The organism is Paenibacillus sp. DS2015 (genome assembly GCF_050433705.1).
GTDB lineage: Bacteria > Bacillota > Bacilli > Paenibacillales > Paenibacillaceae > Paenibacillus_AQ.
Window position 1 is genome coordinate 178,642 of the sequence record NZ_JBNPWS010000001.1, and the last position, 14,225, is coordinate 192,866.

24 protein-coding genes, 1 tRNA gene and 1 pseudogene are annotated in these 14,225 nt (G+C 46.6%); 2 read left to right on the top strand and 24 right to left on the bottom strand.

From position 1 onward, the window contains the following. Positions 1-63 precede the first annotated feature (63 nt). The 9 genes from J2T13_RS00955 to J2T13_RS00995 all read right to left on the bottom strand — a co-directional run bounded on the left by J2T13_RS00955 (position 64) and on the right by J2T13_RS00995 (position 6,488). Positions 64-882, bottom strand: coding sequence for a hypothetical protein (locus tag J2T13_RS00955; protein ID WP_429367784.1), 819 nt, complete (start codon positions 880-882; stop codon positions 64-66). A 175-nt stretch (positions 883-1,057) separates the two neighbouring features. Then, positions 1,058-1,585: a hypothetical protein gene (locus J2T13_RS00960; RefSeq protein ID WP_429367467.1), complete on the bottom strand. Its 528-nt coding sequence runs from the start codon at positions 1,583-1,585 to the stop codon at positions 1,058-1,060. A 347-nt stretch (positions 1,586-1,932) separates the two neighbouring features. Next, on the bottom strand, positions 1,933-2,538 hold the full coding sequence (locus tag J2T13_RS00965; protein WP_429367468.1) for a hypothetical protein: 606 nt from the start codon (positions 2,536-2,538) through the stop codon (positions 1,933-1,935). Positions 2,539-2,615: 77 nt separating this feature from the next. After that, a complete protein-coding gene (locus J2T13_RS00970; RefSeq protein ID WP_429367470.1) occupies positions 2,616-3,602 on the bottom strand; it encodes a toprim domain-containing protein in 987 nt (328 codons plus the stop codon). A gap of 10 nt (positions 3,603-3,612) precedes the next feature. Then, a complete protein-coding gene (locus J2T13_RS00975) occupies positions 3,613-4,989 on the bottom strand; it encodes a DnaB-like helicase C-terminal domain-containing protein (RefSeq protein WP_429367472.1) in 1,377 nt (458 codons plus the stop codon). Continuing rightward, a complete protein-coding gene (locus tag J2T13_RS00980; protein WP_429367474.1) occupies positions 4,989-5,762 on the bottom strand; it encodes an ATP-binding protein in 774 nt (257 codons plus the stop codon). The genes J2T13_RS00975 and J2T13_RS00980 overlap by 1 nt, the downstream gene beginning before the upstream one ends. A gap of 39 nt (positions 5,763-5,801) precedes the next feature. Further along, complete coding sequence (locus J2T13_RS00985; protein WP_429367476.1) at positions 5,802-6,155, bottom strand: hypothetical protein; 354 nt, start codon at positions 6,153-6,155, stop codon at positions 5,802-5,804. A 32-nt stretch (positions 6,156-6,187) separates the two neighbouring features. Continuing rightward, positions 6,188-6,337, bottom strand: a complete 150-nt coding sequence (locus tag J2T13_RS00990; protein WP_429367478.1) for a hypothetical protein — start codon at positions 6,335-6,337, stop codon at positions 6,188-6,190. 4 nt (positions 6,338-6,341) lie between these two features. Beyond that, complete coding sequence (locus tag J2T13_RS00995; protein WP_429367480.1) at positions 6,342-6,488, bottom strand: hypothetical protein; 147 nt, start codon at positions 6,486-6,488, stop codon at positions 6,342-6,344. Between the two features lie 362 nt (positions 6,489-6,850). Here J2T13_RS00995 and J2T13_RS01000 point away from each other — a divergent pair, with 362 nt between their 5' ends. Next, positions 6,851-7,060, top strand: a complete 210-nt coding sequence (locus J2T13_RS01000) for a helix-turn-helix domain-containing protein (protein ID WP_429367482.1) — start codon at positions 6,851-6,853, stop codon at positions 7,058-7,060. Positions 7,061-7,094: 34 nt separating this feature from the next. Here J2T13_RS01000 and J2T13_RS01005 read toward each other — a convergent pair whose 3' ends face one another. The 12 genes from J2T13_RS01005 to J2T13_RS01060 form a co-directional block, all read right to left on the bottom strand. After that, positions 7,095-7,547, bottom strand: coding sequence for a hypothetical protein (locus J2T13_RS01005; RefSeq protein WP_429367484.1), 453 nt, complete (start codon positions 7,545-7,547; stop codon positions 7,095-7,097). Then, the gene (locus J2T13_RS01010; RefSeq protein WP_429367486.1) at positions 7,534-7,830 is read right to left on the bottom strand and encodes a hypothetical protein; all 297 of its coding nucleotides are present in this window, start codon (positions 7,828-7,830) and stop codon (positions 7,534-7,536) included. Before J2T13_RS01010 ends, J2T13_RS01005 begins: the two co-directional genes overlap by 14 nt. Further along, entirely contained in the window at positions 7,823-8,293 is a 471-nt protein-coding gene (locus tag J2T13_RS01015) for a hypothetical protein (protein ID WP_429367487.1), read from the bottom strand. Before J2T13_RS01015 ends, J2T13_RS01010 begins: the two co-directional genes overlap by 8 nt. Before the next feature lie 92 nt (positions 8,294-8,385). Continuing rightward, the gene (locus J2T13_RS01020) at positions 8,386-8,583 is read right to left on the bottom strand and encodes a hypothetical protein (RefSeq protein ID WP_429367489.1); all 198 of its coding nucleotides are present in this window, start codon (positions 8,581-8,583) and stop codon (positions 8,386-8,388) included. 166 nt (positions 8,584-8,749) lie between these two features. Then, on the bottom strand, positions 8,750-9,076 hold the full coding sequence (locus tag J2T13_RS01025) for a BC1872 family protein (protein ID WP_429367491.1): 327 nt from the start codon (positions 9,074-9,076) through the stop codon (positions 8,750-8,752). After that, positions 9,070-9,435, bottom strand: coding sequence for a hypothetical protein (locus tag J2T13_RS01030; protein ID WP_429367493.1), 366 nt, complete (start codon positions 9,433-9,435; stop codon positions 9,070-9,072). The genes J2T13_RS01025 and J2T13_RS01030 overlap by 7 nt, the downstream gene beginning before the upstream one ends. After that, positions 9,435-9,587: a hypothetical protein gene (locus J2T13_RS01035; RefSeq protein WP_429367495.1), complete on the bottom strand. Its 153-nt coding sequence runs from the start codon at positions 9,585-9,587 to the stop codon at positions 9,435-9,437. The genes J2T13_RS01030 and J2T13_RS01035 overlap by 1 nt, the downstream gene beginning before the upstream one ends. 8 nt (positions 9,588-9,595) lie before the next feature. After that, positions 9,596-9,967 (bottom strand): hypothetical protein, encoded by a 372-nt coding sequence (locus J2T13_RS01040; protein ID WP_429367496.1) that lies wholly within the window; start codon positions 9,965-9,967, stop codon positions 9,596-9,598. Then, a complete protein-coding gene (locus J2T13_RS01045) occupies positions 9,964-10,140 on the bottom strand; it encodes a hypothetical protein (protein ID WP_429367498.1) in 177 nt (58 codons plus the stop codon). The genes J2T13_RS01040 and J2T13_RS01045 overlap by 4 nt, the downstream gene beginning before the upstream one ends. 83 nt (positions 10,141-10,223) lie before the next feature. Further along, the gene (locus J2T13_RS01050; RefSeq protein WP_429367500.1) at positions 10,224-10,583 is read right to left on the bottom strand and encodes a hypothetical protein; all 360 of its coding nucleotides are present in this window, start codon (positions 10,581-10,583) and stop codon (positions 10,224-10,226) included. Next, positions 10,583-11,518 carry a zinc-ribbon domain-containing protein gene (locus J2T13_RS01055; protein ID WP_429367502.1) on the bottom strand — a complete coding sequence of 312 codons (936 nt, stop codon included), beginning with the start codon at positions 11,516-11,518 and terminating at the stop codon, positions 10,583-10,585. The genes J2T13_RS01050 and J2T13_RS01055 overlap by 1 nt, the downstream gene beginning before the upstream one ends. A 589-nt stretch (positions 11,519-12,107) precedes the next feature. Beyond that, positions 12,108-12,812: a BRO family protein gene (locus tag J2T13_RS01060; RefSeq protein ID WP_429367504.1), complete on the bottom strand. Its 705-nt coding sequence runs from the start codon at positions 12,810-12,812 to the stop codon at positions 12,108-12,110. A 337-nt stretch (positions 12,813-13,149) separates the two neighbouring features. On the opposite strand from J2T13_RS01060, the gene J2T13_RS01065 reads away from it, so the two are divergent. Further along, positions 13,150-13,233: transfer RNA gene (locus tag J2T13_RS01065), tRNA-Leu, on the top strand. Between the two features lie 57 nt (positions 13,234-13,290). On the opposite strand, the pseudogene J2T13_RS01070 reads toward J2T13_RS01065, so the two are convergent. The 3 genes and pseudogenes from J2T13_RS01070 to J2T13_RS01080 form a co-directional block, all read right to left on the bottom strand. Next, positions 13,291-13,464: pseudogene (locus J2T13_RS01070) on the bottom strand (carboxymuconolactone decarboxylase family protein); the annotation flags it as partial. 13 nt (positions 13,465-13,477) lie between these two features. Then, positions 13,478-13,693 (bottom strand): hypothetical protein, encoded by a 216-nt coding sequence (locus tag J2T13_RS01075; RefSeq protein ID WP_429367506.1) that lies wholly within the window; start codon positions 13,691-13,693, stop codon positions 13,478-13,480. 182 nt (positions 13,694-13,875) lie between these two features. Beyond that, positions 13,876-14,205, bottom strand: a complete 330-nt coding sequence (locus tag J2T13_RS01080; protein WP_429367508.1) for a hypothetical protein — start codon at positions 14,203-14,205, stop codon at positions 13,876-13,878. Positions 14,206-14,225: the final 20 nt, after the last annotated feature.

Sequence of the window (14,225 nt, forward strand, 5' to 3'; positions counted from 1 at the left end):
AACGTTGCTACGCTCATTTCAACACCTCCGTTATATTTCCGTTCCGTTAACGCGTCTCCGCGGTTAGAACGGAAGATCGTCGTCGCTAATATCGATTGGTGCGTCATCGTCCGTGATTGGAACGGAGTCGTCCGTTTGTTGCGTTGAGTTAGCGTTGTTACCGCTATTGGCTCCGATTGATAATCCGAGTCGTCCGATATCAAATCCGGCGATTACGAGATTTGTTTTCTGCTCCGCCTCGTCTGCTACGAATAAGCATGTTTCGAACGAGGATAGCTCAAACGGAGCCTCGGTTAGCTTAGCAAAGTTGGTGCGTTCTTCATCCGTTAAATCACGTTCCATTTTGATAATCGCGGACAGTGATACTACTGCGTTTTTACCTTCGCCTTTCTTAGCGAGTTTGAACGCGACTACATCGAGGTCGTCAATATTTTCCTCAATTACCGCTTTCAACGTAGCTTCCTGCGTCGGGGATACGTCTACTACGATGTCCTTGCCGGTCGTTAAGTCGAAGAAAGCGCGTAGATATCGTTTCTTTCCACGGAATAATCCGGCCTCATCCTTAATCGCTTTAACGTCCGCCTCACTAGCGCCACCTTCTTCCGCTTTCTTAGCGTCCGCATACAGTACGTCCGATGCACGATCCCACGCAGACGGGGATGAGTCGATATAACCGCGTGCATTACGTACGGCAGGATTCTTAGGTACAAACGTATTTACCTTCTTGTAAATTCCGTAACCGTAGTATTCCGCGACATCATTAACAGACTTTACTCCGACCTTAAGCGTTGTACCGGACTTAAACGATGTGATAGGGCTTTCCTTACCACCTCCATCGTTATTCGTTGCTTGCGCGGCTGCTTCGCCCATCTTCGTGAACATTGACAATTCGCAACACTCCTCGTTCATATTTCGGTACATAGTTTCCTACGTCCGCGGCGCGGCACTAACGTTTACTTCCCGTTTTTCGAGAGCATACACAGTCTACTTCACGGCGACCGGGAATCCCGATCCTTCAACGTTAGCACCGCGCAGCCGACGTAGGATGTACGAAGGCTTACATAATAGAAGCGTAACTCTCCGCGAATAACGTTAAATCGCGTTTCCAGCTCGTCAATTCTGCGTTTATATAACGAAGCTGTGTTTCAAGTTCGGCGATGCGCTTCGTAAAGAAGTTTATACGCGATTCCTTTTTAGCACGTACTAACGATAGGCGCATTGTTATAATTTCGGATTCGATTGGCGATCGCCTTTCAATAGCTAACTGTTCGCGTTTTAATAGATCAATCTCCATCTTACGTATTTCTTTTGCGAGAGTAAGCGCCACTGCTGGCGCAATTGGACGTTTAATTTCAGCTTCATATACTGTGATTATTACGTCATTTATAATGTCCGCGTGAAATATCTTTTTATCTACTGTGAAAACGCGGCTTGGATTTCCGTCCTCGCCTATACCATTGCATACATAATTTGCGCGTTCCATAAGTTGATTAACCCAATTCGTAGCGGACTTCACCTCTATACCGAAGCGCTCATTAACACGTCGTAGCGTATGCGCAGACACCCGCCATTTCAGATTGCTCATGCGATGCGCACCGCCTTTACTAGCGTATGTGAATCGTGATAACAGTCCGCAGAGTCCTCGTTTTCGTCGGGAGCTCCGTTGTAAATTGTGTCCATTTCGTGAATTAACGTTGAATTGCGTTGAAAATGCGGAACCTTTGCGTTAGACTTGCGTATAGGGTTATATGACATCGCGATTAACCTCCGGTTATTGGTTATTGTAAAAAATAATTGACAACGGTGAAACGTATGACATATAATGTAAATGGATAAGATTCCCTTACATGCGAGTCACCATTGACATATTTTAGCGTAATGCCTATTCGCTAAAATGAGTATAAAAATGTAATCAACGTGGTATACTATAAGTTAGACTGCGATTATATTTGGTACATTATCAACTATATCGTGGATGTCTCCAAATCGGGCGCCATCATATCGGCGACGTAAAGCAAGTAACTTGCGTTTAGCAGTTTTGTGACATATCCCTAAAGCATCAGATGTCGCTCTTAAGGAATCATGTCGCGGGAATTCCTCTACGATTAACCTCGTAGTATTACCGACCTTGACCGGGTCACTTACAAGGGATTCAATCAGCTCGAACTGATTGGGTCCCGCCATTCTATTAATTACAATATCTTCAATACATATATCAGATATAATATCGAACGTTTGCTCATCGTCTTCTGACTCAGACGACCTTTCTATTGAGTGGGTAACACTTCGTCTGTAACTACCTTCTCGTTCGCGTATAACATCAATTGCCCTACGCGTTAAGCATCCATTAATCCAAGTCATTAACTGCGCGTTCTTGCCCTCATCATAATCACGGTATGCAAACCACAACTCCTCATTTAACTGGCTCGTGAACTCATCTACTGGAACGCCACTTCGTTTGTGATACTTAATACTCATGTTGTGTATTCTCCGCTTGGTGTCCTCATATATTTTATTAAATTGTTGTTCATCTTCCATTTGGCTGCTCCTCTTCGTCTTATATTGTATTATTCGGATTCAATCCAACCGTTGGGGCATATTCGCATAAATATATTTCAAAAATGTTTAACTATGCGATTATACAATCTCTGTAACCGTTCCGCCGCCGCGTAGCCCTCTCGTATCTCGCCGTAATTCCGCCATTCATTTACGTCCTTATACGCTTCCGGCACGCTCGCCCTGCGTAACTCTAGTCCGCGCCCTAACTCGCTAATCAGACGCGATTCCCACGCAATTCCGGCGCTATCATTATCGCGGAACAACGTTAACTCCTCGATTGGTGATCGCAGTATTAAATCTCGCTTGGCTTCGTTAAACGCCGTCCCTCCGGTTGCTATCGCCGGTATCCCCGCAGACATTAATGTCATCGCGTCAACTTCCGCCTCTACGATCGCTGCTCGCGTAATCCTCTTCGAATATATAACGTTGATTCCGTAGATCATCTCGCGGATCGGACGCGCACCCTTTTCGTACCAGAACGCTTTACTATCGGTGCGGCGGTATTTAACGTTGCCGAGCGTGCCGTCCGGATTCATCCAAGGAATTGTAACTGCGCGGCGCTGGCGGTCGTATCCTACGTCGAGTAATCGCTGTACTCCTTCGCTGATACCACGCGTCCCAAGATACGGGGAACGGAATTTATAACCGTCGAGTATCGCGTTATCTATCGTAGTAATCCGCGGCTTGTCCGCTTTGAGTAGCTTCGGTAGTTTTAACGTAAACTCAGCGTTGCCGTCCGTTATAATACTGTACACGTGCGCCAGGTAATCGCATGTTTCTTCATACGTTTCGTCGCGGAGGAAGCTCAGTAACTTTACGAATCCGCCACGTTGATACTCCGGATCATCTGCGCCACTATCGCCCCAACATCCGTATGCGTCGTTGTCTTCGTCGAGGATGACATAGAATGCCGGATTCCTATCGTAGTAGAACGGTGATGATGCGATTAGTCGCGTAGTTGTCCATACCGCGTTAATCCACGGGAAGTCTTCGAGTTCAGCGCGTACATCGATATATAGCGGTTCTCCCCTTACATTAATCATAGACGTCACCTCACGGATTAAAGTTACCAGCGAATTGTGCCGATATATCAACGCTGTTTGGTTCGCGGACAATTCCGTAGTTAGGAAGATATATGATTTCGATACGCGTATCTTCTCCGCCCGATCTTGCTTTATTCACTCCAATTACCCCACGCCCTTCATTCGCCAATGTATCTACCGCAATTAAAACAGCTCCATCTTCAAGCAATGAGGAAGTTTTTTTAACTTCGGATCGACGAGGTAACGTTAACTCCCTCGTACCTGCTTCGTCTTTCTCACTGTCCACTTCGTCAGCCTGCGTTATAGCAATAGTAACAACGCCAAGGGATCCGGTCATTAATCGTAATTTCATCGAAGTATTTGACGCGTCACCTCCGGTAGTTTTCGAAGTGTTCTTCTCATAATCGAGGTAATAGAACGGGTCAACGATAACTACGTCCGCGCTATGCTCAACTATATTGTGTCTTAATGCGCCGATATTACGCTCCGTGAATCCTTCTTCGTCAGTGGCGCGAATAATAATGCGACCAGGAAGCGTCTCGTTTAAGTCTGCGATAAACTGGCGGAATGCTGGCATATACTCGTCCTGTAATTTAGCGGCTAGTATCGCGCGGTTATCGAATCCTGCATCGTAATTTATTCCGTCTATAACCGCGTTTACTACGCCCGTGCGAGCGCTAATGGAAGAGTAGGCACGCGCGAATAACTCAAACCATCCCATTTCTAACGCCCATATGAGAACTACCGCTCCCTGATAGGCGAACTCAATTGCCTCTTCTAACGCGATTATAGACTTGCCGCGACCCGATCTCGCGTATACGATATACATATTAGATGAGAAATAACCCCCGCCGATTGCTACGTTTAAAGAGTTGAACTTCGACTTCCACATCCGATGTGATTTACCTGCAGCTCGCGCCACATATTCTGCTATAAACCTGTCTCCACTCTTCGCGATGTCAATACCTGTAGATGTACGAACAATTGTTCTCATTGTAATATCTTCCATACGTTTTGTATATAGCGAAATGAAGTCGTCGATGCTTGTTCCCTTGCCGATATCCTCGTAAGCTGCGGCGATCTTGCCCGTTCCGTCGCTCAGAAATTCGCCTAACATCCGCTTACCGTAACTTTCCTTTAGTTTGCGCGATAGGTATTCGTAGCTATCGGAAATTTCCGGCATATAAGTAAAACTTGGACAATTCGTGACCATCGTCACATAACTCGGAGCGTTCCCTTTATTCTCCTCCGCATACTTACGAACATAGTCGTTGAATCCGCGTTCCGTCTCCGTCAGAAAGAGTTCGCGTGTAACGCCGTGTATGTCTAGCGCGGCTACGTTGTTGTCATCGATCACCTTCGATATTAGCTGTTCTACAACGGACATTATCGCATCCCCCTTTTCGATTCTCCTCGGAACTCTAACTCTTTACATTGTTCGCGTATACGGTCGGCTAATCTGCGGTCGAACAACGTTCCTACGTCTTTTAGCGCGATATTACTCGTATACACCGTCGGCAACTCCGCGCTCACACGTTTGTTAATAATCGTATGCAGATCGTCGCGGAACGGTTGCGTTGCGTCACGCGTTCCGATATCGTCCATTACGAGGAATGGTACGCTCATTGCGATACGTTGCGCCGTGTAATATCGGACACTGGCGGGCGCTGCGATTTCTTCCGGTACTCGGCTACGGTTGAACGCGTTGTAATCGCCTTGCCACGCGTTGACATCGAGGAAATACGCCGGACGTTCCTGCGGTTGTATACCGCGTTTCATGGATCCGATGTAATTCGTAGATATCCATTCCGCTAATATCGCGGCGGCTGTCGTAGTCTTACCGGTACCAGGCTCCGCGGAGTACAAGTATAACGATTTCACCTGCGTATCACCGTCAAATTGGCGCGCAAACGTTTTAACGTAAGTATCAATCGCGCGGTATACATCCGCTTGTCCTTCGCGTGCTGGCGAGGTTAATACCGTGAGTAGCCGATATGCGTCGGGAACGTTAGCCGCCGCCATACGTCCGCCTGTTCCGGTCATTCCGTGGATTGCGAGATATGCCGGACAAATCTTCGTACATTGTGCGCCGCCTGCTAGCGAACATGGTCCGCGGAGTATACATTTGTCTGCGTGATTTCCGTTAGCCAATCGCGTCACCTCCTTTGGGTTTATTGCATAGCATTTTCGTATTGCGAATTAATAAGGCAATCCTATATTTACAGTAATGACTTTCTCCCACTCAATTTCAGCCATTGCTTCTTTTGCCTTTTCTTCCGAATAGGAATCAGACCAAGCAGGGTTCTCGGATTCTAAACGAAAGTAAATTTTTTCTTCTAATTCTTCCTCATCATCAGAACGAAAATAAATTCTTTCATCTTCATGATAAACTTCATCAATTTCTGCTTTTCCCCATTTGCCCATATAGTACCCGAAATCATCTCCACCAAGGTCTCCATCTACCATTGGGACAATTGGTAAATCAGGATTTTCTTGAATCAGTTTAAGCAACTCATTGATATTGTTTTGTTTAATCTCAATTTCCGTCATCATTTTTATCTTCCTCTCTATCACATAGTTTGTGTCTAATGTAACACGCGTTCTGTAATTACGCGGATATAGTTGTTACGCCATATACGCGCAAGCTTCGGGTTATCCGCGGACATTTCCGCTAGTTCGAGGAACATCCGCGGGGGACATGCGGTGAAGTCCTTTACGTAAACTTGCGTTAACATTGCGTCACTCCTTCGTTTTTAATGATTCGGCGTACATTCGGAATATCGCGGTTACATATTTGTACATGCGTTCCTTACGCCCGTTCCTACGTGACAACTGCGATTGCTTGCGTTCGATATAACGTAGTCGATCCAGTAATGACTTCCGCATAGTATACTCCTTAAACGCAAGATAACCTCGCGCTGCCATCCCAGTGTGGGCGTGGCTGTCCATGGAATGGCGTATGAGGTACGCGCGGTTCCGTAACATTTTAAGCGGAGGTTTTCTTGCGTGGTTGTTTGAACGTTGATTCAGGCGGGCGCCTTCGTCGTGTTCGGTGGGACTTCGTAGGTACTGCGAGGTGTGGCGTTTGTTGCGGGGTTTATTGTGGATTTATTTTACGCCTTAGCGTTGTTGTAATTCATCTTTATGGACTTATACTACACCTTTGGGATATTCATGTCAACTGCAGCATGTATAAATAATTCACAATGGGGTATAATAAGTCCATAATACTGTAGGAGGAATCCACGTTGCCATTAATCCCTTCATATAAACCACTAGACATTACGCTCATTAGGCGCGATAAACTAAAGAAACACCTCCGCGATGAACTTAGTATATCGGGGACAACTCTTGCCAAAATGTCGAACCGTGATTTTGTTTCCCTATCCGTGATTGCTCGTATCTGCGAATATCTCAATTGCCGTATTGAAGACGTCGTAGAGTTTATTGAAGAGTAACGCCATCAAGCGCTTGCCTATTGCGCTCGAAACGTCACAACCACGCCTCTAACTCCGCATGGTCAATAGTCACCGTTTCCACACGTTCCTTCTCCGCCGCTATCCGCACCTTTTCCGCCTGTTCCGCATTCTTCCGCGCGATTATCCGCCCTTGCATATACGATATTACGAAGCCAGCCGTCAGTATCGGATAATCCCGCGTCGGCGTATGCGTCTCGAATGCTTCGGTAAATACGTCGCGCATCACGTTAGCGCCGTATCGATCGAGCTCGCGCTTAATCATTCCGCGTTCAACGTTCCAATTACGGAATGGTAGATACTCCGTAACTCCGAAGCGCTCACGGTTTAAGTCCGCGAACATGACGAGTACGGTCGCTGTCGTCCAATTATCCAGCGGTAATTTGCGCCAGTCCTTCGTATTGATCCGCTGTTTCGGAATCTTAGGCTCCGCTTTCTTACGCGGTTTCTTCGGCTCAGTTTCCGTCATAGTCTAACGCCTCCTTCGCGATCCGCGCCATTATTGAACGCGGTAACATCGGATTCTTACGGTCGTCCATGCGTTCTAGTGCGCTTCTTAATCGTTCATTCTCCTCCATGTATCCGACACACTCGCCGTTCATTTCCGCAACTAACAGATTCGCTTCCTTCGCGTCCGAACGCCATCGATCGCGCTCTTTACGTAACCGTTCATTCTCCGCCACTACTGGCGCGTACTCTTCGCAATAAAAGCAGTATGCTCCGTCAATATGGCACTGGTACGCGCTACTCATCTGCGACCAACTCTCGTAATGCGTTGTCGATGCGGGCAATTGTCGGAAGCATCGCATCACGCTCGGCGTAGTATTTAGCGTATCCAATTTCGTTTCCCATTCGCTGTAATAACGCATCTAACTTCGCTACTTCCGCCTCGGCTGTTTCCGCGCGATATTTATAATCGTTGAACGCTTCGTCTACGTCTACTACGTGCTCAATCAGCGAATCACACCGTTCCTCCGCAGCGACCGCTCTCCGTATAGCGTGCGGCCATCCTTCGCGTGACTCTAGTATGAAACGCTCATTTTCGGCACTAATAACAACGTAAGACATGTCGTCTCCACTTACGGTAATTACGCTTGGGTACATATCCGTTCCGCTGAATACTTCGCATTCACATCCATGCTCTCTCCGCCAAGGTCCTTCCGTAGCCGCGTCGCATATCGCCAAGTCAGCGATTAAGTCACGTTTGATTTCCATACGTTTTCCCTCCTGTATTCATATTATATTACGGACTGTAAAGTAGTGGAGGAACTTATCCGGTCAACTTACAGTCATTTTTCAGGCATCTTTTAGCTACTTGGATGCCAACCCATTCCGGCGATTACCGCGATACAAAGGATAAGTACAATTATTGCCCCAATAAAAGTAACTACCATCGTCTTAGGTGCGCGGTTATCCGGTATTCCTGAAGCAGAAATAATCCCGGTAAGACATGAACCGACCGTCATCGACCATACTATTGCCGCGAAAAACATTTCCCAATTCATTCCGCATCCTCCTCTTCGTTATCAACTTCGTTCTGCTTGCGATAATATTCGATGATGTCGTCTACACTTTTCAACTTTCGGATGCCCCTTCGTAATCAATTCGTAAAATTTCGTACACTATAATATAGTACGTGGGGTTTGCGGAATCACACGTAGGGGTCACGAATCACTCCGTTAACTTTGCGATGATGGCCGCGAGACATATCGCTTCGGGCGCTGATTCTGAAAATACGTGAGCGCCTCGTATAACCACGCACCACTCGATACCTGCTTCCACTTTTGCGGGGATTTCATCCGCTTTACATTGCGTCATAATCGCCCACGCTGCGGAAATGTCCGTCGTGTATCGCGGTATTGTTCCAAATCCTCCGAACTCATTCGGAATTGTATCGAGCGGCATTAGTTCGAGTACATCGTAAAATACCCACGCGTCGCGATCCCGTGGTTTCATTCCGTCCCACTTTGCGATGATTTCTTCGCGTTTCATTACCATGTACGATGCACCTCCGCTACGTGTTCGAATCCATCGTAGTCCTCAATCGTAACGTCCGCGTCATCCGGAACCTCTACGATTACCACGTTGCCGAACCTTCCGCTCGCTTTCGTTCCGAGTCGCTCTACTACCTCGATAATATCCGGATCAGTGCGTATCTCCATATCACTTCGGTCCCTTACGAAAAAGTAACGTCCAAAGAGCACGTCATCACGAGCGACTACGATTCTCGCGTTAGTATCTACGCAATTACCTTCTTCGTTGAGAATAGTAACCGTCCACCCCTTTGCAATCAATTCCTCGTAAGCTTCCTCTGATAATCCGAATCCTCCGTAGCACTTATTGACCGCTATCTTCACTATTCCGTCGCCTCCTCGATTTCACGTTTAAACTCGGCTATCGACTCATCCAACCTCGCCATGTCTCCGTTGATACTAGCGCTACACTCCCATATTTGATCCCGCGCTGCGGATTCATACAACGCCAGCAATTCGAGCGCGATCCGTTTCAACTCGTCCACTATTCGCCCACCTCCGTTATTTTACCGTCCCATTCCGCGAAACGGTCGAGCGCAGCTTGCTTACGTAGGATTGATTCCGCGCGTTTCCGGTTGTAATTCGCTGACCATTCGATATTAGCGTAGTATCCTCGGACGGCCTCGGTTGCTATCGCAATGAAATCCGGATTAGCCGCGTCATATACTACTCGCTTACTACTACCGTGATAGTAGCTCTCCGAGAATACGCGTTTAAATCCGAATCGTTTACGCGGAATATACAGCGTCACATCCGCGTATAAGTCGCAGAGTCCTACACATTCCTCAATCTTTACGCGATACTCCGTGCCGTCAGGCGCCGTTACGGGAAACTTGCGGATTGTTACGTTGCTCATTCGGATCGCGCCCCTTTCGCTGGAATTTCGATTGAATCCGCAAATGTCGGATTAACTTCGCGTATTACATCCGCCAGTGTCGTCGTATCCTCGAAAGAGTATGTGTACGTTACATCGGCGCCGTGATCTCCGCGGAAATCCTGCGTATGTTTAAGTACAATTACGTTTCCCATAATCGCCATCCTCTCGTTTAATTTGCGCCTAACTTGCGCCATGTTTAAGCGCCTTCACTCCGCCACCTACCGATAACCCTCGCTCACCCTTCCGACGTCACCACCACGCTGATATTCGGCAATTTGGCACCGTTACGCAGCGCGTCCGTTATTTCCGCGGTTGTATCACGTATTAGCGCGACCAACTCCGCTAAATCCGTTACTCCGCTATTGGCAACGGTGCGGATGCGTACATAATCCAATGAAGCCGCGAGTCCTGCCGAGTTTAACGAGAAATACTTCGGATCCTTCCACTCTTCGCGGAGTTCCGTTGAGACTCCGGAGTCCGCTTTATAATTCGGTGAGCGCGTAGGGTCAACGAGTTTACGCGTGAGGATTACGAAGTTATCGGCATCGGCGGTGAGTGCGTGATTAGGCGTGAGGTTTACGTTTATTTGCGTCATTATGCGTTCACCTCCGAGATTTTGATGCCGAGCGTAAATTGATCTCTGCGCATCATTTGCATCAGCGCTTCGTCTACCTTCTGCTCAATATTATCAAATTCGTCGTGACGGATTCTTAATAGGGGTATACCATGTGTGGCGGCGTAGTTATCCTTGCGGCGATCATGCTCTACTTGGATGTGGAATTTTTTGAGCGCATGGGCTTCGCCTTTTCCATGAAAATCCGTAGGTTTGAAGTGGCCGATACCGTCAAATTCGATTAGTAACATGTGACCGGAGCTCATTTTAACTACAAAATCATATGATAACAGCCCCCCACCAATTCCAATAAGGTTTTTCATTGAAACCTGAGTGCTAAACTCGCAATTAAGGGTACGAAGGTGTTCGCGGATACGACGTTCCCCTTTCGACATAAAACACACGGGGCACCTATTTCCGTTTGCTATATCCGCAACCGCGGCCTTCCACGAATGCCCACACCCCACCTCATCACATAGCCACCACACTTTAGTGTTTGATTTTGGGGTTACTTTATCAGGGGAAATGGGTCCGTTTAAGACGTAGTTCCATAATTTAGCTGCTTCTGGATATACACTTGCGAGATTATTTCCGGATTTGGCCTTTTCTAATGCCTTTTGGTTGTTAGATTTAGTAGAAGAACAGGCACTGCATACATCCTCTCCCATACTTCGCTTAGTCAAAATCCGATCATATGTCTGTCCCTTTATGTGTTTTTCACAGACGTCACAAATCTTCGTAAGTTTCACATTGCTCCTTAATGGTAAGTCGCTAACTTTAACAGATATGACCGTTCCCCTCGGCACTGATATTCGTCCTCCCATTCCTTTCCTGCGCGGTATTTCATACCCTAATACCTCGTAATACTTAGTGTTTTGTGAATTTAACTGCACGCCCACTTCCGTCTCTAGTATCACCTTAGTAACACCCTCCTTCGTAAATGTGTAAAATAGTGCAAATGATTTGACGCGGATAACAGTGATTAGTGATGGCGCGATAAAATTAAGTGTTGACATTGGCGGCAACTTGTGTTATTTTCTTTAATCTTTTAAGTACTTAAGACCTTAAGTACTATAAGACCTTAAGAACTAAGACCTTGATGTATTAATCACTATCGTTCTTAATACATCTACGCACCGGATATAGTGAAATCCGTTACGTGATAGTTAAACATTTAAGGATTCGCGTGTACTTAAAGATAAAAGAGAAGATATACGACTACAACTCGCCGCCAATTCCTCCGATCCGCCGTCCGCACCTTCCGTAATCCTCCGCCTCCTAGTTTTCTTCCGTAAATTTACGTCGATTTAGCGATTTTCTACGTTGATGGGTACATTTGTTACCCTCCGTTATGAAACGCGGTAAATCGACGGTAATTTTACGGTGATTCGTAAGGGAGCGAAAATTGGATACGGTGAGGATGCGGATGCGCTTCGTTTTGATTACGTTGCGGCTTCGTTGATGTTACGCTAACTTTTCGTAAGGTAAAATAGTGCAAACGATTATTTACGCCGAGAGCCTACGCTGTAAGTACGCGATCCCTTTCGGTGTAACACGCGTTACGGGAATAGCGGTTAACCTACCGACTATACGCTTCACAGACTCAACAACTTCGAAGTAGCCACCGTCGATATAGCGCTGATACGGAAGATTTTCCTGCGTTAGCATATCCTCATCGCGTAGTCTTGCATATAGCTTGTTGCGTCCGATCCCTAGCGCCTTGGATACCTCTGCCATAGACTGCGTTCCCTCTGTGTCAATGAACGTGTCATAGGCGGCTACTTTCGGAGCCTGTACGGATAACTGCGTCTCTGCGGCGATCCTAGCGTTGCGTTCGTCACGGAGTCGCGTTACCGTCTCGATTAGGAAGTCCGGATTGTCGAGTAGCGTGTCGGTTGCGTACATTCCGTTTTGGCGGATTGATGGGATGACGTCGTGCGTAATCCAACGTTTGAATGAGCGGGCTTCGGTTTTACGGCTTCCGAGGATTAGCGAGTATAGTCCAGTTTCGTTAACTACGTTTGCCTCGCCCTGACGACCTAGATTGAATCTAGCCCGTTCATCGTCATCCAACCGCTTAAGCGCATCCGTGGGGTTTGCTACTTCAAGCACCTCGCAAATGTCCTTCGCAACAAACCACGGTTGCCCCTCGATCATTACCGTTCTTACCTCCGTAGTTCCATACGCAAACACCTTCGTTAACTGTTCCACCGAGCATCGCTCCCTTAGTAGTTTTTTCTTGCTACTGTATTATTCGGATTGACTTCGGGCGTTGGGGCGTTCTCGCGTAAATTTATTTCACACAACGCAAAAAGCGCCCACCTCCGGAGAGATGAGCGCATGGTTTACGTACTACATTGACTACGCAATCACCTACGTGATATTATAAACCTTGCGTAGATTAGGGACGCACGGATATATTTCGACGCACAAGACGTGAATAACTTACGGAGTCCTTTCGTAAGCCTTCCGTATGCGCAACGAAAAATCCTTGCGAATGATTCCGGATATTACGTATAGGAAAAGCGAAAAATAACGTACTAAATATGCGGTCGTGGCGGAATTGGCAGACGCGCACGGTTCAGGTCCGTGTGGGTTAACCCCCGTGGAGGTTCGAGTCCTCTCGACCGCATCCTATTTATTAAAGAAGACGCCCCAGATCATAATCTGGGGCGTCTTCTTTAATAAGCTAATGTAATGCCTTCTGAACTCTTGTAACACCTTGCGAGAATGCGTGACCTGCTCCAACAGCACCGGCTACCGCGACCGTTTCCATAATCTCTGCATCAGTAGCACCTTTAGAACAGGCCTCCTGTACATGATAGAGTGTACACAATTCATTGTTGGTGAATATTATTCCCAACAATGATCTATCTCTATTCTACAGGACTAACCCTTGGCTCCGAAAATACCTGATAAGAATAACTTCGATCTAACTTTACCACTTTACGGTTCTGTCGACGAATCATGACCTGTTCACTGTTCCATGCTACGACAATCCCCTTCACATCATTACTCTCTAACCCATCGCGGACCACTCTAAGCTTGTCTCCATTAACACGGTAAGCATCCAATTGTTCATCTGTTATCATCTCTAGAATGGATCCTCCTTCTGTAAAATTATATTTTCAGCAAGCACACTGATCATGAATTAGATCCGAACGTATAGCTAGAACTCGTACTTTCTTTCATTTAAAAAAGACCTAAACAGGTACATTTAGGTCGACTCTTCATGTTCTAATATTAGAAAAATAGCGATCATATATTTCAAGTTTTACCGCTGTGCATGTTCTTTACTATCATTTGTTTCGAACCAGAAATCAAGCACAGTAGCAGACATTACTCGACTATTTAAGTACTCCACTTGTTGAGATGTAAACATCTCTTTCCATGAGAAGGCGAGTTCTTCACATAATCCCACAATGGTCAATAATTCAGACCATGCTACATAACGCTTATACCAGAAAAACTGAGGGTGCTCAAGCATATAGGGATATAAATCATCAAATTCGGTATGTTTACAATCTAAGGCACGTTCAAAATGATCCTTAGCTGCGGCCAACTTATCGATGAAGAATTGTTCTGTTACCGGTTCTCTCTCCATTGTGTTGCCTCCTCTCTCTT